General features: G+C 61.5%; 17 protein-coding genes. 9 read left to right on the top strand and 8 right to left on the bottom strand.

Annotated features, from left to right (window positions below):
* The first annotated feature begins 174 nt into the window (after positions 1–174).
* The 8 genes from IC761_RS30595 to IC761_RS30630 all read left to right on the top strand — a co-directional run bounded on the left by IC761_RS30595 (position 175) and on the right by IC761_RS30630 (position 11,446).
* Positions 175–1,140 (top strand): LysR family transcriptional regulator, encoded by a 966-nt coding sequence (locus tag IC761_RS30595; protein WP_195800365.1) that lies wholly within the window; start codon positions 175–177, stop codon positions 1,138–1,140.
* A gap of 129 nt (positions 1,141–1,269) precedes the next feature.
* Positions 1,270–2,229: an AraC family transcriptional regulator gene (locus tag IC761_RS30600; RefSeq protein WP_195800366.1), complete on the top strand. Its 960-nt coding sequence runs from the start codon at positions 1,270–1,272 to the stop codon at positions 2,227–2,229.
* A gap of 169 nt (positions 2,230–2,398) precedes the next feature.
* Positions 2,399–4,423 (top strand): hydantoinase/oxoprolinase family protein, encoded by a 2,025-nt coding sequence (locus IC761_RS30605; protein WP_195804820.1) that lies wholly within the window; start codon positions 2,399–2,401, stop codon positions 4,421–4,423.
* Positions 4,424–4,426: 3 nt separating this feature from the next.
* Positions 4,427–6,388 carry a hydantoinase B/oxoprolinase family protein gene (locus IC761_RS30610; protein ID WP_195800367.1) on the top strand — a complete coding sequence of 654 codons (1,962 nt, stop codon included), beginning with the start codon at positions 4,427–4,429 and terminating at the stop codon, positions 6,386–6,388.
* Between the two features lie 20 nt (positions 6,389–6,408).
* A complete protein-coding gene (locus IC761_RS30615; protein ID WP_195800368.1) occupies positions 6,409–7,263 on the top strand; it encodes an FAD binding domain-containing protein in 855 nt (284 codons plus the stop codon).
* A gap of 16 nt (positions 7,264–7,279) precedes the next feature.
* Positions 7,280–7,738 (top strand): (2Fe-2S)-binding protein, encoded by a 459-nt coding sequence (locus IC761_RS30620; protein WP_195800369.1) that lies wholly within the window; start codon positions 7,280–7,282, stop codon positions 7,736–7,738.
* 14 nt (positions 7,739–7,752) lie between these two features.
* Positions 7,753–10,116, top strand: a complete 2,364-nt coding sequence (locus tag IC761_RS30625) for a xanthine dehydrogenase family protein molybdopterin-binding subunit (protein WP_195800370.1) — start codon at positions 7,753–7,755, stop codon at positions 10,114–10,116.
* 568 nt (positions 10,117–10,684) lie between these two features.
* Complete coding sequence (locus IC761_RS30630) at positions 10,685–11,446, top strand: helix-turn-helix domain-containing protein (protein WP_195800371.1); 762 nt, start codon at positions 10,685–10,687, stop codon at positions 11,444–11,446.
* Between the two features lie 381 nt (positions 11,447–11,827).
* Here IC761_RS30630 and IC761_RS36125 read toward each other — a convergent pair whose 3' ends face one another.
* The gene (locus IC761_RS36125) at positions 11,828–11,959 is read right to left on the bottom strand and encodes a hypothetical protein (RefSeq protein ID WP_283814464.1); all 132 of its coding nucleotides are present in this window, start codon (positions 11,957–11,959) and stop codon (positions 11,828–11,830) included.
* A gap of 91 nt (positions 11,960–12,050) precedes the next feature.
* Between IC761_RS36125 and IC761_RS30635 the strand changes: the two genes are divergently transcribed.
* On the top strand, positions 12,051–12,344 hold the full coding sequence (locus tag IC761_RS30635) for an IclR family transcriptional regulator domain-containing protein (protein ID WP_246791382.1): 294 nt from the start codon (positions 12,051–12,053) through the stop codon (positions 12,342–12,344).
* Between the two features lie 222 nt (positions 12,345–12,566).
* On the opposite strand, the gene IC761_RS30640 is transcribed toward IC761_RS30635, so the two are convergent.
* The 7 genes from IC761_RS30640 to IC761_RS30670 form a co-directional block, all read right to left on the bottom strand.
* A complete protein-coding gene (locus tag IC761_RS30640; protein WP_195800372.1) occupies positions 12,567–13,094 on the bottom strand; it encodes a hypothetical protein in 528 nt (175 codons plus the stop codon).
* 207 nt (positions 13,095–13,301) lie between these two features.
* Entirely contained in the window at positions 13,302–14,777 is a 1,476-nt protein-coding gene (locus IC761_RS30645) for a porin (protein WP_246791597.1), read from the bottom strand.
* A 919-nt stretch (positions 14,778–15,696) separates the two neighbouring features.
* Positions 15,697–16,200 (bottom strand): HIT family protein, encoded by a 504-nt coding sequence (locus IC761_RS30650; protein ID WP_195800374.1) that lies wholly within the window; start codon positions 16,198–16,200, stop codon positions 15,697–15,699.
* A gap of 695 nt (positions 16,201–16,895) precedes the next feature.
* Positions 16,896–17,648 carry a phosphonate metabolism transcriptional regulator PhnF gene (gene phnF, locus IC761_RS30655; RefSeq protein ID WP_195800375.1) on the bottom strand — a complete coding sequence of 251 codons (753 nt, stop codon included), beginning with the start codon at positions 17,646–17,648 and terminating at the stop codon, positions 16,896–16,898.
* Between the two features lie 395 nt (positions 17,649–18,043).
* A complete protein-coding gene (locus tag IC761_RS30660) occupies positions 18,044–18,877 on the bottom strand; it encodes a carbohydrate ABC transporter permease (protein WP_195800376.1) in 834 nt (277 codons plus the stop codon).
* Positions 18,874–19,731 (bottom strand): carbohydrate ABC transporter permease, encoded by an 858-nt coding sequence (locus tag IC761_RS30665; RefSeq protein ID WP_195804822.1) that lies wholly within the window; start codon positions 19,729–19,731, stop codon positions 18,874–18,876. Before IC761_RS30665 ends, IC761_RS30660 begins: the two co-directional genes overlap by 4 nt.
* Positions 19,732–19,814: 83 nt before the next feature.
* Positions 19,815–20,993, bottom strand: coding sequence for an ABC transporter ATP-binding protein (locus IC761_RS30670; RefSeq protein WP_195800377.1), 1,179 nt, complete (start codon positions 20,991–20,993; stop codon positions 19,815–19,817).
* Between the last annotated feature and the right edge of the window lie 152 nt (positions 20,994–21,145).

Consider the following 21,145-nt stretch of genomic DNA (forward strand, 5'->3'; position numbering starts at 1 on the left):
GCTGCCAGGAGCCGAGACAACCGCGCATGGGCGCTTGCCCTATTCTACCAATCTTGTTGCTTCAGTCGCCCACGAGCCCGTTGGGCACGAGAGTTGCAGAGACGAATCTTGCGCCGAGAAGCAGCGCTCAACCGCTCGTGAGTTAGGCAAATTCAAAATATCGGATCGACCGCGATGTCCGTTTCCCTGAAACAAATCCGCTATTTCGTCGCCGCCGCCGAGACTGGACGTATCAGCCAGGCGGCCATCGACCTGAACGTATCGCAATCCGCGGTAACCGCCGCGATCCAGCAGCTCGAAGCGACGGTCTGCGCCCGTCTGCTGGAACGCACGCCAACCGGCGTGACCGTCACCATGGAAGGCAGCCGGTTCCTGTCGCAGGGACGACAAATCCTCGCAGCGGTCGCCGAAGCCGTACGCGGGACCCATATGTCGGCGGGGCCGCTGTTCGGAACCGTGCGCGTCGGCGTCACCTACACTGTTTCCGGTTATTTCCTGCCGCGCCATCAGATGCGTTTCCAGGCAAGCTTTCCCGGGATCAAAGTCGAGCTGTTCGAGGCACCGCGCGACGTGCTCGAACGCGCGCTCGTTGACGGCGCGCTCGATCTCGGCGTCATGCTGGTCTCGAACCTGCACAATAATGCCATGCTCGCGAGCGAGACCTTGCTGCGGTCGCCACGCCGGTTGTGGCTCGCTCCCGATCATCCGCTCACGCGCGCCGAGCGGGTCCATCTCGCGGAGATTGCGACCTACCCATACGTCATGCTCACCGTCGACGAGGCCAAGCATACCTCGATGCGCTATTGGAACGCCTTGTCGCTCGAACCGCGGACGATCTTCCGCACCTCCTCGGTCGAAGCCGTCCGGTCCATGGTCGCAGGCGGAATGGGCATTACCATCCTGTCCGATCTCGTCTACCGACCCTGGTCGCTCGAGGGCCAGCGGATCGAGACCCGCGTCATCGAGAACGAAGTGCCTAGCATGGACGTTGGACTGGCCTGGCGCCGCGACTCCAAATTCTCCGAGGCGACGAAAGCTTTCCGCGACTTCATGCGCTTTGCCGTGGCCGGCGTCGGTTCGGCACGCCCCCCTGTCGGTACCGATCACCGGCAGCGGTCGGAGGAGGCCATCGAAATCTAAGATACCCGCCTCCGCTTTATTCGATTTGACGCCGTCCCGTCGTCCTCGCCAAGATTCGGTCGATCGCGGCGGTCCACGCAATGAGAGAGAGCAAGGCCCGAACGAGCGACGGCGGGGACGGAGTGCGGCATGCAGGCTACTCATGCGACCAGCGATGTTCCTCCGCAAAGTCGGCGGCATTTCTGGCAGGACGTCGTCTCCAAGACTTATTTCCCGCTCGATCTTGTCTTTCCCGGCGGCCGCGACTTCCATGCGAGCCTGGGCGCCTGGACCATGGGCCCCCTCTCGGTCTCCCGCAACGTCTCGAATGGGCTGCTCTACAGGCGCCACGAACGGCACCTGGTAAACGAGCGGGAAGAATGTTTCCTCATCACGGTCCCTGAGCTCGCTGAAATCCGCTTTGAGCAGGACGGCAAGGACGTCCGATGCCAGCCAGGCGCATTCGTGATCGAGCGAAGCCATTTGCCATATGAATTCAGCCATCACGATCCGGCGGCGCTATGGGTCCTGAAAGTGCCAAGCGCCGTGCTGCGCACCCGGATATCCCGTCCCGAACGCCTCGCTACGCTGCAATTCGACGCCAGCCGCAGCGTAGGCGCGCTGTTCGTCGACACCTTGCGGTTTGCCGGTGAGCGCATCGCGGCAATGGACGATGCGGCCCACGCCGTGATGGGCAAGCACCTGATCGATCTTCTGGCAATGGTGATCGAGGCCGACGAACGCGTGCTGACGGGCCACTCCTCCTCCGTTCGCAACGGCCACCTGCATCGCTGCGAGCTGTTCATTCGCTCGCGTCTCGACGATATGCGGCTCACACCGCAAATGGTCGCGGACGGCTGCGGCATCTCGCTCAGATATCTGCACCAGATCTTTGAGGGAGAGGGCATTACCGTTTGCGCCTATATTCGGAACCAGCGCCTGTCGATGTCCGACACCATGCTGCGCGATCCCACCTGCCGAATGAGCATCTCGGAGATCGCCTACCAATGCGGTTTCGGCGACCAGGCGCAGTTCAGCCGGAACTACCGCGCCCGGTTCGGCTGCACCCCGAGCGATGCTCGCGCCGCATCGCGTGCCGCCCTGCCCTGAAGCGCCATCCGCGCAGCACCACTGACTGATCCCCAGGCATCCCGCTGCCGATCCTGGCGCGACAACCGTTCGTGCTCTCTCGCACAAGACTTCCTGCGCTCAGCGTCAAGAAAAGCGGTCGACGATCTGCCTATGATCGACGAACGCAATTCGATGAGGAAGTCGCATGGTGCAGAACCTTCGCGTGGCCGTCGACGTCGGCGGTACCTTTACCGACATCTGCATCATGGACGAAGCAACCGGCCTCATCCGTATTGAAAAGACCTCGTCGACGCGCGATCCCATCGAGGGGATCATGGGCGGCGTATCCAAGGCCGGCATCGACCTTGCCGAGGTGGCGCTGTTCTCTCACGGCACGACCGTTGCGACCAACGCGCTGATCACACGCCGCCTGCCCCGCACCGCCGTGGTCACGACCAAGGGGTTTCGCGACGTCATCGAGATCCGACGCGCCAACAAGGAAGACCTCTGGGATACCTACAAGGATGTCGTCAAGCCTTACGTCCCGCGGCGCGACCGCCTGACCGTCCCCGAACGCGTCGATGCGGGCGGCATCGTGATCGAGCCGCTCGATCTCGAGGCGGCACGCAACGTCGCGCGCATCCTCAAGCGCCGCGGCGTTGCTGCGATCGCCGTCTGCTTCATGAATGCCTATCTCAACGGCGCCAATGAGAGGGCGATGCGCGATATCCTCCTCGAGGAAATGCCCGACATTCCGGTCTCGATCTCCTCACAGGTGCTCCCCGAAATCTTCGAGCACGAACGGTTCTCGACCACGGTCGCGAATGCCGTCGTGAGCCCGGTCGTGGTCAGCTACACGAGCAGGCTCGGCGAACGTCTCGCCGACGAGGGCTATACCCGCGATCTCCTGCTGCTGCACACCGGCGGCGGCGTCATGACGCCGGCAAGCGTCAAGGATTTCGCCGCGCGCCTGGCGGGATCGGGCATTGCCGCCGGCGCCATCGCCAGCCGCTACATCGCCGGCCTCTGCGGCTTTCCCAATTCGATCGGCCTCGACATGGGGGGCACCTCGACCGACGTCTCGCTGGCCTATGAAGGGCAGTCGCGCATCACCAAGGACTGGTATATCGAGTTCGGCTATCCGATCCGCTTTGCCTCTATCGAGGTCCTCACCATCGGTGCGGGCGGCGGATCGCTGGCCTGGACCGACCCGGCCGGCTCGCTGCGGAACGGCCCGCAATCGGCCGGCGCCTTTCCGGGCCCCGCCTGCTACAGCAACGGCAACACGCAGCCGACCAATACGGACGCCAACGTCACGCTCGGTCGCCTCGGCACCAATCTCGCGGGCGGCAAGGTGAAGCTTGACCCCGCGCTGGCACGCCAGGCGGTCGAGGACGGCGTCGCAAAGCCATTCGGGCTCGGCCTGCACGAGGCTGCCGACGCGATCGTCAAGGTCGCCAACGCCAACATGTCGGATGCCGTGCGACTGATCTCGATCAGCCGCGGCTACGATCCGCGCGACTTCGCCCTGGTGGCCTTCGGCGGCGCCGGCGCCCTGCACGGGGTCGATGTCGCCCGTGAGCTTGCGATCCCCGTCGTCATCGTGCCGCCCAATCCGGGCGTGACCTCGGCGCTCGGCTGTCTCCTGGTCGACATGCAGCACGATTTTTCGCAGAGCTGCATGGTCGGTGCCGATGAGGCCGATGCCGCCGATATCGAGGCACAGTTCGCGGTCCTGGAGAAAGACGCACTCGCCCGGCTCACCCACGAAGGCATCGCACCAGAGGACATCGTGCTCCAGCGATCGATCGACATGATGTATCGCGGCCAATGGCGATCGCTCGCGGTCCGTGCGCCGAGCCCCATCGGCGTGATCGCCGACCTCGTCCAGAGCTTTCACGCCGAGCACAAGCGTGAGTACAATTTCCGCCGCGACAGTGCACCCGTCAGCTTCTTCCGTCTCAATCTGAAGGCGGTGGGCGTCGTCCCCAAGGCGGAGTTCGCCATCCACGAACCGACCGGTGTCACCCCTGAGCCGGTTGGCCGCCGCAGGGTGTGGTTCGACGGCAACGGGTTGGACACGCCCGTCTACGAGCGCGACGACCTGCCCTGCGGCTTCTGCTTTCAAGGCCCCGCGATCATCGAGCAGGTCGATGCGACCACGGTCGTTCCGCCTGGCGCCAGCGCAGAGGTCGACAAGTATCTCAACATCATCATCCGCGTGAAGGAGTGAACCATGGCCGGCGATCTCGCGCTCGACCCCGTGACCTTCGAGGTCCTCAAGAACTCCTTCATCACCAGCGTCGACCAAATGGGCGAGCAGGTGCTGCGCACCTGCTACTCCTTCGTCATCTACAACCGCGATTTTTCCAGCGCGCTGCACGACGCTCACGGCGAATGCGCGGCACAGGGCAATCAGGACATCGCCGTTCATGTCGGCACGTTGCATTTCACCTGCAAGGACGTCATGCGCCACTTCGACGGCGACATCCATGAAGGCGACGTCTTCGCCATCAACGACCCCTACGCCGGCGGCACGCACTTCCCGGATGTGCGCCTGATCCGGCCGATTTTTGCCGACGGCAAGATCATCGCCTTCAGCCAGTCGAACGGCCATTGGTCGGATGTCGGCGGCAGCGTGCCGGGATCATTCGACGTCGCCGCGCGCGAAATGTTCCGCGAAGGCCTGCGCATCACGCCAATCCGCCTGTTCGACAAGGGCCGCTTCTGCAAGGACGTCGCGCATCTGATCGCCTCCAACACTCGCGACCCCGTTTCGATCATCGGCGACATCCAGGCGCAATCCCAGGCGACCCAGGTCTGCGAGCGCGAGATCCTGCGCCTCGTCAACAAATATGGCCGCGACACCGTCGAGACCGGGCTCGCCGCCGTGCAGGACTATGTCGAACGCTCGGTCCGCCAGCGCATCGCAGCCCTACCCGATGGAGAATGGGAGACGGTCGACTTCATCGACCGCGATCCCGCCGGCGGCGAAGGCATGATCCCGATCCGCATCAAGCTGACGATCAAGGGCGACCGCGCGATCTATGACTTCACCGGCAGTCATCCGACCATCGGCTCGATCTACAATTCTGCTTTCGGTACCACCTTCTCGGCGGTGGCGGCCGGCATGAAGACTTTCTTCCCGGATCTCCCGCTCAACTCCGGATTCTACCGCTGCTTCGAGATCATCGCGCCGGAAGGCTCGATCGTCGATGCCAAATGGCCGACCGCGGTCACCGGGTTCCTGATGCCGTTCGAAAAGATCATGAACTCGATCTACGAGATGTGGTCGAAGCTGATGCCGGAGCGCGCGCTCGCCTGTGCCTTCAATCTCGAATATTTGCTCACCGGCGGGCTCGACGCCCGCAGCTCCGACAAGCCCATCTTCATGTTCTACGACTGGTTGCCTGGCGGCTGGGGCGGACGCAACGGCAAGGACGGCAGCAATGTCACGACGGCATGCTTCGGCACCGGCCTGATGTCGCAGCCCGTGGAAGGCCAGGAGCGCGCCAACCCGATCCTGACCACGGAATGCGAGATCCTCAAGGACTCGCCCGGTCCGGGCAAGTGGCGCGGCGGCGCCGGAGTGGTCAAGACCTCGCGCATGCTTCAGGCGGAGAAGACCGTCATCTCCTATATCTGCGACCGCGAGCGTGCCGTGGTATGGGGCATCGAAGGCGGTCTGCCGTCGATGCCGCACGGCCTGACGTTGACGCGTGCGGGCGGCCAGGCCGAGGAGCGGCTCGGCTCGATCTTCTCTGACGTTCCGATCGGCGAAGGCGACATCTTCACGCGCCCGACCGCCGGCGGCGGCGGGTTCGGCGACCCGCTCGAACGTGACCCGGCCCTCGTGATCGAAGACATCAAGGACGACTACGTCTCGATCGAGCGCGCCGCCAAGGATTACGGCGTTGTCGTGCACACCGTCGACGCTGAGCTGTGCGAATATGAGGTCGACAAGGCCGCGACCGCAGCGCTTCGCACCAAAATCAGGGCCGAGCGTGTCGCCAATGTACGGCTTGATCCGGAGACCGTCGCGGAGCGTTTTCGCAGCGGCGCGATCGGCGTGCTCGACGTGATCCGCCAGCATGCCGTGATCCTCGACTGGGGCACCGGCGCCCTGCTGCCGAAATCCACAAGCCAGTTCCGCGAAGTATTTGAGCGCCGCTCGGTGGCAAAATGGAGCGCAAGCTGACCGATCGAAACGAGAGCTCCATGGATACGCCCATTTCGGGGTCGGTTTACGTCGCCCCGTCGCTATCGACGGCGCTCGACGCGCTCCACGAAGGCGGCTCCGCAGCTGCGCCCTTCGCTGGCGGCACCTGGATCATGCGCGCGCCAATCCGGCACGAGCAGCTCAAGTCCCGTTACGTCGCAATCGGGAAAATTCCAGAGCTCCACACGATCAAGGTCGATGCCGATGCGGTCGAGATCGGCGCCGCGGTCACACACGCCGCGCTGGCCACAGCGCTGGCGGAACTTGGGGAATTTGACGTGCTCACTGCGGCTGCCGGCCACTCCGCTAATCCGGCCATCCGCACGATGGCGACCATCGGCGGCAACCTGGCAACGACCGCATTCGCAGCGGCCGATTGCGTGCCCGCGCTGCTCTGCCTCGATGCCGAAGTCGAGATCGCGAGCCGTGACGATCGGGAGCGGACCAGCCTGGAGCAGTTCCTGACGATGAGATCGACGCTTGCGCCCGGGCGGCTGCTCCACCGGATCATCGTGCCTCGGCGCGACCGCAAGACGGTTCACGCTCGCCTGCCGCTACGGCGAGCCGGAGATTATCCGACCGCCATTGTCAGTCTCGCCATGATCCTCGACGACGCCGGGCTCGTTGAGACGGCGCGCATCGCCGTAGGTTCAGTCGAGCCGGTTGCGCGCCGATGGGGGCGTCTCGAGACTGCGCTCATCGGGCATCCGCTAAATGCGGCAAAGGCCGCGGAAGCTGCGGCCGAGCTGGCGGATGAATTTGCGGGTCGCGACGCCGCAGACGTGCCCGGCTGGTACCGCGTGCGCGTACTGCCAGGCCTCGTCCGCCGCGCCGTCGCCGCGCTTGGCTCTTGAACCGTCGGGGATGAACATGGGCCTCAGCATGACCATCAACGGCGATCACCTCACCTCCACGGCCGATCCCGTCACCCCGCTCGTCGACGTCCTGCGCGAGGACTTTCATCTGACCGGCGCCAAGCCCGTGTGTCGCGAAGGGTTCTGCGGCGCCTGCATGGTGTTGATCGACGGCAATCCGACCCCGTCGTGCCTGATACCGGCAGCGCTCGCCCAAGGCTGCGATATCCGCACCGTCGAGGGGCTGGCCGCAAATGGCAGGTTGAACCCGATCCAGGCCGCACTCGAGGCCTGCGATGCTGTCCAATGCGGCATGTGCTTTCCCGGCATGGTCGTCAGCCTGACCCATCTCCTGACGACCCGCCCCGAGGCGACCCGCGACGACATTCGTGCCGCGCTGACGGGCAACATCTGCCGTTGCACCGGATATGAGCGCATCATTGAGGCTGCGCTGCTTGCGCTTGCTACGCCATGACGGGAGACGCAAGAATGTCCGACGCTTCCGCAACCATGAACTTCCGGCGGCGCGACGCCGCTGACAAGTTGCGCGGCCGCACACGCTACACCATCGATCGCTACCTGCCCGGCATGCTGCACGCGGCGGTATTGCGCGCCAGCGTACCGTCGGGCCGGATCACCCGTCTCGACACCTCCAGGGCTGCTCGCATGCCCGGCGTGCGCGCCATCGTGACCGCGGCGGATGCACCCGGCATGATCGGGATCGGCATCGCCGACCATCCACTCTTTGCCCGCGACGTGATCCGCTATGACGGCGAACCGATCGCCGCGATCGCGGCAGACACGCTGATGCAGGCGCGGGCCGCGCTTGCGGCCATCGACGTCGAGATTGAACCGCTGCCTGTGGTGCTCACCATGGCGGATGCGCTTGCTGTTGACGCTCCGCTCGTCCATCCCGCCTGGCGCAACTACGAGGTTCTGCTCGCAGGCGGTGCCCGCGGAGGCAACGTCGCCTGGGAAGCGACCGTCGTTCGCGGCGACGTCGACGTCGCTTTTGCCCGGCCCGATGTCGAGATCATCGAAAGCTGCTTCCGCGTCGGCCGCCAGAACCATGTCGCCTTCGAGCCGCGCGCGGTGGTCGCAAGCTACGAAGATGGACGCTTCCATATCGAGACGTCCACCCAGGTGCCCTGGACCATCCGCAACGCGACCGCGCGCCTGCTGGGCGTACCGGCCTCCCAGGTCCGCGTCACCGTGCCGCCAGTCGGGGGCGGCTTCGGCCTCAAATTCGATCTTGCGATCGAGCCCTTTGCTGCCTTGCTCGCACGGGCGAGCGGACGGCCCGTCCGGCTCGTCAATTCGCGCGAAGAGGAAATGCTCACCTGCCTGTTTCGCGAAAACGCCGACATCCGTATTCGCTCGGCGGTGACGCGACGAGGCGAGATCGTCGGACGCGAAGCCGTGGTCTTGATGGACTGCGGCGCCTACGGCGGCGAGCAGATTTTCCTGACCACCATGACCGCTCACACGCTCGGCGGAAACTACCGGCTCGGCGCGGTACGGCTGGTGTCGCGCGCGATCTACACCAACACCGCCCCGAACGGCGCGTTCCGTGCCTGCAACGGCGTCTACAACACCTTCGCGCTCGAGCGGCATACCGACGAAATCGCGGCCCGGATCGGCATGGATCCGCTCGTCTTCCGTCGCCGCAACGTGCTGGGCGACAGCGATTTCGGTGCCACCGGCCAGGTGTTCGAAGGCGACGTGCTTGGCCCGATGCTTGACCGGATGGATACGATGCGCGATGCCGCCGCAATACCGCCCAAGCGAACCGACGGCCGGCTCTACGGACGCGCGACCGCCGTTGGAACATGGTTCGTCTTTGTCGGTCCCTCGGCCGCGACCGTGAACATGAATGCCGATGGCACAGCCACGCTGGTGACGTCGGGGGTCGAGATCGGGTCAGGCTCCATGATGCAGGCATTGCCCCAGATCGTGGCAGGTACGCTTGGCCTTGCACCCGACGACGTCATCGTGCGCGCGGCGGACACGGATGCCGCCGGCTATGATGTCGGTGTCGGAGGCGGCCGTACGACCGTCTCGCTTGGTGCGGCCAGTCTATCGGCGGCCCAAGAGGTGCGCACGAAGCTGCTGAAGGTCGCCTCCGAGATGATCGAAGCCGCGCCCGGGGACCTCGTCATGCGAGCCGGCCGCATCGAGATCGCCGGAGCGCCCGGCTCCGGCCGCACGATCTCCGAGGTTGCGACCCGCGCCCAGGCCCAGTTCGGGCCGGTGTCCGGCACCGGCGCTTTCACGGGATCAGGCGTGCCGGCGATGCCCGGCTGCGTTGCCGGTCATTTCATCGACGCGATCGACATCCCCGTCTTCGCCGTCCATGACTGCGAGGTCGCCGTCGACACGGAGACAGGACACGTCGAGGTGTTGAGCTATCGCGTCGTCCAGGACGTTGGTCGCGCATTGAACCCGCGAGCGATCCATGGCCAGATCCAGGGCGGCGTGGTTCAGGGATTGGGTTACGCCCTGCACGAGGAAGTCACGATCGGCAGCAATGGCCGAGTCCGTCAGAATGGGTTTGAGACCTATCGCGTGCCCTTGGCGCTCGACATCTTACCTGTCGAGATCAATCTCTATGAGGGCGCACCGTCAATCGGACCGCTCGGCACCAAGGGAGCAGGCGAGGTCCCGATCCTCAATGTCGGCGCGGCCATTGCGTGTGCGGTTGCCAACGCGACAGGAAAGCGCGTCCAGGAGCTGCCGTTGACACCGCCGCGGGTACTCGCGCTTCTCCTTGACCGAGAGCCGGCGCTCTCCCTCCCCCACATTGCCGACTCTTGGATAGATAATCTGGTGCGCCCTCACGGTACCGCTGAATAGAAATAGACAACAAAGCGACAAGATCCGAGTCTTTGCCAAGCACTGGCACTGTGAGCGAGCAAGCGCGACGAGGGCCCCGTTTGTCGGCTGCAGATTTTTGACAGGAAACGATCGCCAGTCGCGACGTTGCATGACCAGCGCGCGCACTGGATCGCAGCAAATCGTAGCTTGGCGTACAAAATCGTACGATTAGTAGCGGGAGAGCGCTACCGCCTTTGCCCACACCAACCAAATCTGCGATATTTTCTCCAGTGGCCCGCCTAAAGTCTCCCGGCTCGACCGGCGATAGGTTCAAATCAGGGACACGCAACACCCGATCCCGGCGAAATGAAACATCTGTTCCTGGGATCGAGGTTTCGCAAGAATCGTTGGCTGCCGGGGCTCGCAACAGCCGATTCCTGCGATTGGTCGAGAAGTGCATTCCGAGGTTGGCCGCGTAGTTGCAGCGGTCCTGCTTATTGAGGTTTTGGCCACCGCCTAAAATTTGTAAATAGTTGCCCGATATCCACGCAATACCGTAGCTAACCACGCAAAGCGTGGTATAAGAACGCATTGCGTGGAGACGGTTATGGCAGAAATCACAGAGATGACTCCCGAGGAAGTGCGGACGTTCCGAGAGGAATTCGATCTGACCAAAGCCGAACTGTCGGAGAGGCTGGGGAGTGCGCTTCGCACGGTGGAGGACTGGGAAGCCGGGCGTCGCCAGTCCCCCTCAATGTTGCGCGTGGCCCTAGCAGCGATCGCCCGCGAGCTCTCCCCGTGGTGCGCCACTCCCAAGCTTTGCCCATCTTCGACGATCGATGACGTTGGCCAGGTAGTGCGGAAAATGTTTGCTCGGCTGGGCGATGACCATGTTGTCGACTTAAGCGATCTCTTCGAACGCTGCCTCAGTTCGGACGCGACGCCCGCCGAAAGGCTGTTGTTGGCGCACTGCATGGAAATATCGGACGGTTATAACAGGGTCGACCCGCTCGAAGAGTGGTCGTCGCGACCAATGAAGGGGTGGCACACGTCAATGGCCTTTCGACCCGAAATTGACGGTGTCCGGCCTTCTCTTGGGTTTGAGACGCGACACGACAATGTGGCGAAGCGGATGGCGGTATTTATCGACACCCACCGCCCCGGCGAGCGCCTTCCGGAGAAACTCCGTACCGAAACAGCACTTGTTGCACGAGGCGTCCGTGTCATCTCGCTCAGCGCAAACGACGTCCTCGTTGACGGCGAGAGCAGCAAGGAGACGATCGAGACTGTTCTAAGTGAAATGGCGGAGGAAGTCCTGTGCGAGGCTGGCCAGATCAGTCACGCGTGGAAAAGGCCGGATCGTCGATGAAGCGGTCGGATATCGCGTGACCTTAACACTGGTGGAGGAAGGATAGAGGCGGGGATGCCGACGTTAACTGAGATAACGTAAAGCCGGAGCTGCGCGGTTTCTCGTCCTAGATCGATGGCCTTGAAGTTGCATCAATGGGAGGTGTCCATCCTCAAAAATCAATTGGCGCACGCAGGAGGCGGCGCTTGAGCAGTAGCTTCGATAGCCAAAGCGACAGATCGATTGTCCATCGGATGCGTGATCGCACGTTCGTCGACGCCTTCAGTGACGCTCTCGACAGAGCCTGAGATTTTTGTGGAGTGCGTCAATGCTCAGTTGCAGCGATTCGCAACGTTTCCTTCGTCTCTGCAACATTCCTTTCGAAGGCCCACCGAGTCAGTTTCAGGCTGCGCGAACCGTCGTTAGAAACTTCTGGACTTCGGTCTTCAGCCGCGCGCTGTCGTTGGACAGCATCTGTGCGAAGGCGAGCAGTTGAGTTGAAGGCGAGCCGGTCTCGGCTGCGCCGTGTTTCACGTCGGTTATCCGCGACGGCAACCAGCGCATCTGCCTCTATCGGGTCAATTCGCCCCGCGCCGTCAGGCATCATCTTGACGAAGGACAGCGCTTGCCGCTCGATCGCGGCGCGGCGGGGCATGTGCTCGCCGCCTATGGCGACCAGAGCGGATCGAACCGCAAGATGGTGCTGGCGCAGGGATATTATGTCTCGCTCGGCGAGCGCGATCCGGAGGTTGCGGCCGCGGCCGTCCCTCTGATCGACGGCCAGGGCAAATTGCGCGGCGCATTGTCGGTGTCGGCCATTCGCATGCGCTTTGATACGCAGGCGCAGAAGATGGCGTTGAAGGCGCTCAAGTCAGAAGCGCGGGCGTTGGCCGGATTACTGCCGGCAAGCGAAGCGTGATCGGGAGGCACGCGATCGCAGACCGCGCGATGGCGATATCGCAACGTCCGCGTAAAGGCCGGCGCAAAGCAGGAAGAGGTTGCCCGCCGCTTCAACGTCAGCAGCTCGACGATTTCGCGGCTGAAGCCTTCTAGGCGCTAGGCGCAGATTCCTGAGACTTTGAGCCGCTCGAATAGGCCTTGGCCCATTTTGTCAGCTTTTCGGAAAGCCAGACTTGGCCATCTACGGCAGCCTGCACCATCTCGAAGAACTCGGACCGCCCACCACGCTAAACATGAGACCGTGCTTCGGAAGCGTTTGGCCCGCTTTCTTAACGTCCTTGGTATTTTTGTTGGCAAAGACATATACGTCTTCATTCGGGTACCGCTTCGCTGCGGCATGACCCGCGAGATTCCGAAAAGTACGGAATTTCGAAATGGCAGCCAGCCAGGTCAGCGTTTCTTCGACCGGCTCAGTGTTCGGGTCGAGCGTTCGCACAACATCGGACAGCGCGTCGGTCAACGCTACGTCGGTGATCTTGGGATATTCCTTCTTCCACTTTTCAGGCAGCTTGCCCGCTAAGTAAAACACCTCTAAGGCCCGGCGCAGATTAAGGTCGATGAAACAAAAGCATTGGATCAATCGGCCAAAGCAGCGGAAGTCAGTCCCCTCAAGCTCCGGCAATGCCGCGATCTCTTCGCCTGACATCTTGCTCAGGGCTTCGGAGATCGCGTCAACCTTGTCGGAACTAATTTCGTCAGGTAGAGTCATATATTTCGCGGTTTCGGTTGTCGGCTTGGATGACTAGTCCAAAACGTCAGCAGCCATAGGCCCTTTTTCGAATGCCTTGCCTTCATTCTCTAGCGTCTTGGGCCGATTGTCTGCGTTAGCAATAAACGCCGCCAGGCTGTCAAGGTGCAATAACGGGCATCGCCGTTTTTCTAGGGGGATACCGTTCCCTCATTTACTGGAGAGATCTCACCAGTTTCGCTGTACACGCAGGAGCAGGCTCACCGTGCTCTGATCCTTCAGCTCATAAGTAGCACCCGGCTTGGCGATACCCGTTTGAACCGGCAGCGTTACTGTGCTTCCGCCCGCATATTTCTGATCGAGTACGGTGTAAGTTAGATCGGCCGAAAAGGTCAGGTTCTTGACTGGCGTCCAGGTCGTGCGTGTACCGACGACTTCGTAATTGAAGTCGGGGTTACATCCAGGACCTCCGCTCGACAATGCGAGACTGGAAACGAACGCTCCGCACATATAGCTCTTGGCGGTACTGCTATATCGCACAGCAGCCCATGCTCCGTAGATGCTGCTGGCCCAGTACGGATTCCAGTTGTGGGTATATCCACCATTAAAACCGTAGGTAGTTGTCAGTTGCTGGCCAGAACCGGCAGTGAACACCGAATCCGACAGACCTCCAATGCCGAGGCTTTGGTAGGCACCCGTCAGGCCGGTCCCACTGTACATCGCGTAGGTGGCCGGCACTAAGTTCTGGAAGTTGTAGCGGCTCGCACCGTTTGTATACACCCCAGTCAGATTGATGGTATCACCCGGGCCAGTCGGCAGGTTCTTGATCGACAATGCCAACTGTCCAGCCCAGCCCCATTTATCGCTCGGGTGACCGGTCAATTCGGTGGCACCATAATATGCGGCATGGTTGTCATGGGCTGCGACGGACGCCTGAAAAAGTCCCCAAGCCTGGTCAACGCGAAGGCTCGCGACAAGATCCGGCGCTCTCGAACCACCAATGTCGCTGGCGCCATATGTACCGGTCGCAAGGCCTGTGGCCGACGCGCCGCTCACGTTCCAAATATTGGACGTGTATTTGGCAACCTGATCCTGGGCCGAAAAAGAAGCCGTGATTCCCTGACCGAAGTCTGCAGTATATGCAATTTGGTTCACCGGGTCGCCGCCGCCGCTACCTGGCAGTTCGACATTGTTAGCTGGATACTCGGCCCAAGGCGTAGCGAACTGCGTTTGTGCCTGACCGAAGGTGAAACCGGCAAATTGGATAAATGCGTAGTAGAGCGCGAATGTACCGCCCCCGGCAGCATCACCTGAGTACGTCGTGGCGCCGCCAGTGAGACCCGCGCCAGCACCGCCGTAGCCACCCGTCGTCCACTGGAAGCGACCTTCGAAAAACGTCCGAAGTACACCGTACTCCGTCGCCGTGCGCGTATCGATGTCAAGAGCATCGCGAGAACGCATGGTGTAGTAATTGCTAAGGGAGTTGTTGGCCCCGCTCCCGCCGTTCACCCGGCCCGGCACCAGAGTTGTCTCGGCGCGCAGGTATCCACCCACTTGGATGCAGGTATCGCTCCCCGGAATGTAGTAGAAGCCCGCGCCATACAACGAGCAGACCTTCACGTACTCGATTGCCTTTGCTTTGACGGGAAGGTCAGCGGCCAAGGCCCCATCAAAAACCACGAGCCCCGCCGCAGAAGCTAACACAATCTGCTTGATGACACTCCTGAACCTTGCACGATCCCTGCGGCACGTTGGAATCGAGTCGGAGCGCAGCTGAACCCTGGCCAATCTGGAGCCTGGCCCTGGAAGCCCCAGAGTGCCGCCGATTAATGCCGTTCGCGAGCCGGATGTTGGACGGCAGATTTTCTCGCCCGAAATTTGCCTGATGAGTTCTTTCAACACTAAAGCCTCCATTCAATAAAACACAATCGTCGACGTTACGTATTCAGTCGACGTCCCCGGTCGAACGAGAGCACGATGCCAAGGCGTTCGGCGTGCGCTGGGGTGATATCCCGCGAGACCTATCGCTGGTTGGCAACGTGTCAGGTCAAATTCGACAGACGCGCTTGCCGTTCTGCGCCTGCGAAGATGAGCCTCGCGTCTGAAGGGCCGATGTCGGTTCGTTGAAGCGGCACTGACAGTTTCCGGATGAATTCGGAAAACGTACCTTCAGACGAAACAAACGTCGGCCCTGGCGTGTGCGTAACTCACTCGCCGAAGCGAATGCGCGCTTCCTTGTTTTGTGCGGCCATTCGGTGTGGCGTGAGGACTGCGATCCGAATACTGCGGCTAGCGCTGGCAAACAGAGTGAAAGTGGAGCGTCGACCATGATTAGCCGAGCTGTTTGCCGCAGGTGAGGAGGGAATAGGCCGCAACAGTTAGCGGGTGAAAATCGCGGTTCGCGTGGGCGGCAGTCGAGGACGTCAAATGCAGAATGTCGCGCACTCTGAGCCGTATGGTGATCCGAGCAAGGTAACGCGGGATACCAAAAGCCAGAAAAATGCAGCAAGGAGATCCCATCAGCAACGAAAGCAACTGAATCGTTTTCGTCTTACTCAGTCGCTGCTGATGGGTTTGCTCGAAACACCACTTCGGATGTCGGCGCGAGAAGCTGATTAGCTTCTCATGAGCTTCTTCCTGCCTCGTGTTCAAACGAGAAGTCGATTCCATGCCGATCGGCAATGTTCTTTAACCCCGACCTGAGCTGATCGCGGATGCTCAAAAGGTCCTCATCGGTGGGATGGACGCTTTCCACGATTTCGCGATCGATGCTCCAGATGGCATCTTCCGGCAATGGATCGGTGCCGTATCGCGGTATGATATTCCAATGCACATGTTTCCAGCTATTGCCAAAGAAAGCGACGTTCATTTTCTTTGCATTGAACGAACTTTGCACAGCCTCCGCGACAATCGACATTTCGACCAGATGGCGCGCAGCAAAATCATTCGGTAGCTCATGAAGTTCTTGCGCTGGAAGCTTGCACGTAAAAAAACAATACCCTCTAAAATACTGCCGATTTTTGCTGAGAGTTAAATACCCCGTATTGAGCTCTGCAACGAAGTGCCGTTCGTCGGCTCGATCGACACGGTTTAGCGCATCCTTGATTGAGATCACTGTTTCAGACATCGCGATTTCTCTCTTTACGGATGGCAGATCTTCAAGCTGCCGGTCGATGAGTCTTTAATATTCGGCATAAAAAAGTTCGTGACATTGCGATCCACGCAGGCCTGGCCGTGGAAAGCGAGCCGATGAGCACGGTCGCTTATCGCTTGGTCTCCTCCGGCATGACAGAAAGAATGTCCATTTTGAGGGACCGCGCCGCCGTTTCTCCAAGCGCGAGCAGTGTAGTCGAAGACGAAAATCGACCAAATGGGTGGCTGGATGACGAAGGTCATAGCGGAAGTAAGGCGTCCTCGTTGACACCGGCAGATGGCCTTGAAGAACCCATCCAGGGAGTTGCTACTCGTCACGTAACCTCTTTCGAAGACCAGTTCTGCCGCCGGGCGCGGTCGACAAGTTTTGCGGAATGTAATGCAGCGTTCGACGCGAAAGGATAGTGGCTCATCTGTGAGACATCGTTGACAAAAGCGGTACGAATCAGGAATTCGTATGGAACGATAGTTGCCAGCGCACACTCAGGACCCCGCTAGTCTAAGGCAGGCGGTCTTCGTCATTCAGAACTTGGGGGACGAACGCAGGTCTGAAGCTTGGAGCTGGGATGAGCGGTCCCACTGAATCGAAGATGAGGAACGGGATGGATAGCCTTCGGCAATTGGCAAACGCACCTCAGCCGAACACAGGTCGGCCCGGGCCTCGGACTGTCACTCGCTAAATCGAATGACGATTTCCATGTGTTGCGGAGCCATTCGAGCCCTTGAGACCACGATCGGAATGCCCTCGACGTCCACATTGATGTTGGTCATTAGGATCACCGGTTGCCGGCGCGGCAGACCGAGCAAATGGGAATCCAGCTGCGATAGTAACCCGGCAGAGATCCGCGTCTCGAACCGCCGATAGTCTGGGACGCCGAAGTGTCTCCAGGACTCTGTGAGACTGCCGGTCCGTTCGATTAACGCCTCGATCCCCTCGAACCGAGGCAGCGGGAAATAATTCGATGTGATCGAGGCGGCGATGCCGTCGATCATCATCAGTGTATCGACCCTACGCGCGAACTGGGCCTGAGGCACACGAAGGTCGCGCGCGAGGTCCTTGTCAACGCGGACGCGCGCTGAGCCGACGAAGCGGCGCTGGCCGTTCCGCTGCATATCGCGCAGGGCCGCGGTCAGACGGGTCTGGGAACCCAATCGGGAGTGGACGATGCGCTCCTTGACGAAGGTACCTCGTCCCTGCTCTATGCGCACATAGTCGCGCTCTCTAAGAACCGAGAACGCGCGGCGCACGGTGTTGCGGTGAACGCCGAAGGTCGCCGCCAACTCAGTTTCCGTAGGCAGGCGTTCGCCCGGCTTATATCTCCCGCCGATGATATCCTTGCGGATAGCCTCGACCACGATCCGCCAGAGCGAAGTCGCGCCCCGCCTGGCGTAGAGGGAAGATGGTTGATCGTGGCCGGTCATCGGTCTCGAGCTTGTGGTTGGTGGGAAAGTGTGCGGTAAGACCGCGCCAACGTCCAGCCGCTTAGCATATCAAACCGGCGCGCCAACGAGCGTAAGGGCAGATCGTCGTCGAAATCCGGCCGAAAGCTGCTGCGCGCAGCAGGAAATCGGCGGGAAGGTAGACGACGGTCCCCTCCGTGGCCGGCTGTACCTCGAACTCGGCTCCACGTGTGCGCCCGACTCCAGCGAGGGACCGAGGAACGCGGTGATACTCCGGAGCACGGATCCCTGCGCCCTGTATCCGATTGTCCTAGACGTAGCCAGTTCGGGACGGAGCCGCCCAAACAATGTCGATAGAAGCTCCGGCCGATTTCGATGCCGCACCCTGCATTGCCCGTACGTTCAAAAAAGCTACGTCATTTGACTGCTCCCCCTGTCATTCCCTCGACGAACCATTTCTGAGCGACGAGGAAGGCGACGACGAGGGGGAGGATGACGATTGTAGCCGCGGCCATGAGGGGCCCGTAGTCGCTCCCTGCCTCCTCATTCGCGAACGCAATGATCCCGAGCGGTGGCGGCATCAGGCTCTCGGAGCGCACCGCTATCAGCGGCCAGAACAGGTCGTTCCAGCGGCCGACGACGGAGAAGATTGAGAAAGCGATCACAGCGGGCATCGCCATCGGCACCATCACCTTCCAAACGATCGCCAGTTCCGAGAGTCCGTCGAGCCGCGCCGCGTGGACCACGTCGTCGGGAATCGTCTTGAACACCTGACGAAAGAGGAAAATGCCAAACGGCGAGACTACAAAGGGAAAGATCAGTGCTGCATAGGTATTCAAGATGCCGAGTTCATAGGCGAGCACGAACAGCGGCAGCGACAGCACCTGGTGCGGCAGAAGGAGTCCGATCAGTACGAAACCGAAGATCACATCCCGGCCGGGAAAGCGCAGCTTGGCAAGTGCATAGGCGCAAGGGGCGCAGATCAGGATCTGAAGCGTCAGGATTGCGGCGCAGACGAGGACGCCGTTGGCCATGAAGCGTGGCAGCGGCGCAGAGGTCAGCGCTTTGCTGTAGTTCTGCACCGCATACCATTGCTCGGGGAGAAACGAGAAGTGTTCGCGAAAGATTTCCCCCGGCGGCTTAAACGACAGGCTGACCATCCAGACAAAGGGGACGAGTATGAGGGCTGCCGTGGTTAACAACACGGCGTGGCGCCCAATGGCGGCATGAAGAGGAAGGCGGCCATTCATTGGTAGTGTACCCTCTTGTCCATGACGCGAGCTTGAATGAGCGTCAGTGCCACAACAATGACGAGGAAGACGACGGCGATGGCCGCACCGTAGCCGGTGCGCAAATATTCGAAACTCTCGCGGTAGAGCGTGTAGAGCAGTACATCCGAGGCGTGGCCTGGTCCACCTTGGGTCAAAACCTTGACGGTATCGAATACCTCGAACGCGCGAAGCGCCACAACGATGACGACGAACATCAATACCGGACCGAGCATTGGCAAGGTGACGGTGCGGAAGCGATCGAGCCAGAGGTCGGCGCCGTCGATCTCGGCAGCATCGTAGAGGTCGCGGGGGATCGACTTGAGGCCGGCAAGGAAGAGGACCATGGCGAAGCCGAGGTTTTGCCAGATGCCGATGATAGCGAGCACCGGCAAGGCGGTCACCTCGTCGCGCAGCCAGTTCGCTGTGGGCAGCCCCAGCGCAGAGAAGGTCTGGTTGACGAGGCCGATGGTGGGATGGAGCAACGCCTCCCATGCGATGGCCATAGCGGCCAGCGTCGCCATGAAGGGCAGGAAGTGAATAGCGCGATACAGAGCGCGCAGCGACCGCCCGCTCTCGATCAGCATTGCGATGCCAAGGCCGAGGATTACGGTGCCGGGCACGACGACGGCGACATAGAAGATGCTGTTGAGGAGCGCGGCACGAAACCCCTCATCGGCGAACAACTCGCGAAAGTTCGCAATTCCGACGAAGGCGAAGGAGCGCGCGCCGAAGTGCCAATCGGTTAGTGCGATGACGAAGACGGCGAGCACGGGCACGAAGAACAGCACGAAAAGCAGTAGGACCGCCGGCCCGGCGAGCGCGTAGGCCGCCATACCCTCGGCAAGGCGCTGTCGGCGCAGACGGACCTGCGCGGCCCGCGTTGGTGCCTCGACCGATTGAGTGGAACTGAGTGCGTTCACAGAGCGGCCTGCCGCATCGGGGTAACCTTGTTGATCCCGGCCGATCCGCTGAGCCTGAGCCGCTTGCCGTCCTGACCAAAGACCAGGATGCGGTCGGGGTTCACTGACAAATGCAGCATTTGGCCAAGCGCAATCTGCGGCGCCCGCTCAGCGGCGAGCCGGGCAATAAGCGGATGATCGAGACCGGCGAGGTCGAGATGGACGAAGAGATCGGAGCCCATGTGCTCAATGAGCCGAACCGCCCCGATCAAGGTATTGACTCCGCCACACTCGGAAAGGTGGAAGGCTTCCGGACGGATGCCGAGTGCGAGCGCCGTACCGGGCGGCGCGTCGGAGAGAGTCTGGAAGCTAGTGCCGGCAGCGGCGATCAAACCCCGCTCGCGCACCAACGCATCGAGCAGGTTGATCTTGGGGCTTCCGACGAATTCGGCCACGCGGCGGTCGTCGGGATCGGCATAGATCTCTTGGGGTGGAGCGACCTGGATCAAGTCGCCGTCGAGCATCACTGCGACGCGATCAGAGAGCGTCATCGCCTCGGCCTGATCGTGGGTGACGTAGATGAAGGTGACGCCGAGACGGCGGTGGAGGTCTTTGATCTCTGCGCGCATCTGGACCCGGAGCTTGGCGTCCAGATTACTGAGCGGCTCGTCCATTAAAAAGACGGCCGGATGGCGGACCATCGCGCGGCCCACGGCGACGCGCTGACGTTGGCCGCCGGACAGCTGGCCGGGCTTTCGGGACAGCAGATGACCGATGCCGAGCGCCCTTGCGGTGCGGTCGACTTCTGCGTCGATCTCGGCCGACAGTCGCCGGGTGCCCGGCACGACCCATCCCACGATCGGCAGCCTTTGCCAGGCATTCAGTTGCCGCATTCGGAGCGGTACGGCCATATTGGCGGCGACCGTCATGTGGGGATAAAGCGCGTACGACTGGAACACCATGGCGACATCGCGAAGCTTTGGCCGCATGCCATCGACCAGGCTCTCACCGATCCTCACGGAGCCGCTGTCCTGCACTTCCAACCCGGCCAAAATCCTGAGAAGCGTCGACTTACCACACCCCGACGGCCCCAACAGCGTCAAGAACTCCCCCTTCTCGATCGCAAGCGAAATCCCCCGAAGGACCGGCGTTGGGCCAAAGGATTTGGTAATCTGATCAAGGTGGATGTCACTCATGTGCGAATGTCTTTCCAGGGCCGCCCCTGATCGTGAAGGGGCTCTTGCTGAGGCATGTTCAGCGATCGCTATCGGGTCTCGATGAAACCGCGCTGACAGAATAGGTACAACTGCGCCATTCATACCCATTCCGAGGGGCCTTAGGAAATTTC

Origin of the sequence: Bradyrhizobium commune (assembly GCF_015624505.1) — a bacterium.
In the GTDB taxonomy this organism is placed as follows: Bacteria; Pseudomonadota; Alphaproteobacteria; order Rhizobiales; family Xanthobacteraceae; genus Bradyrhizobium; species Bradyrhizobium commune.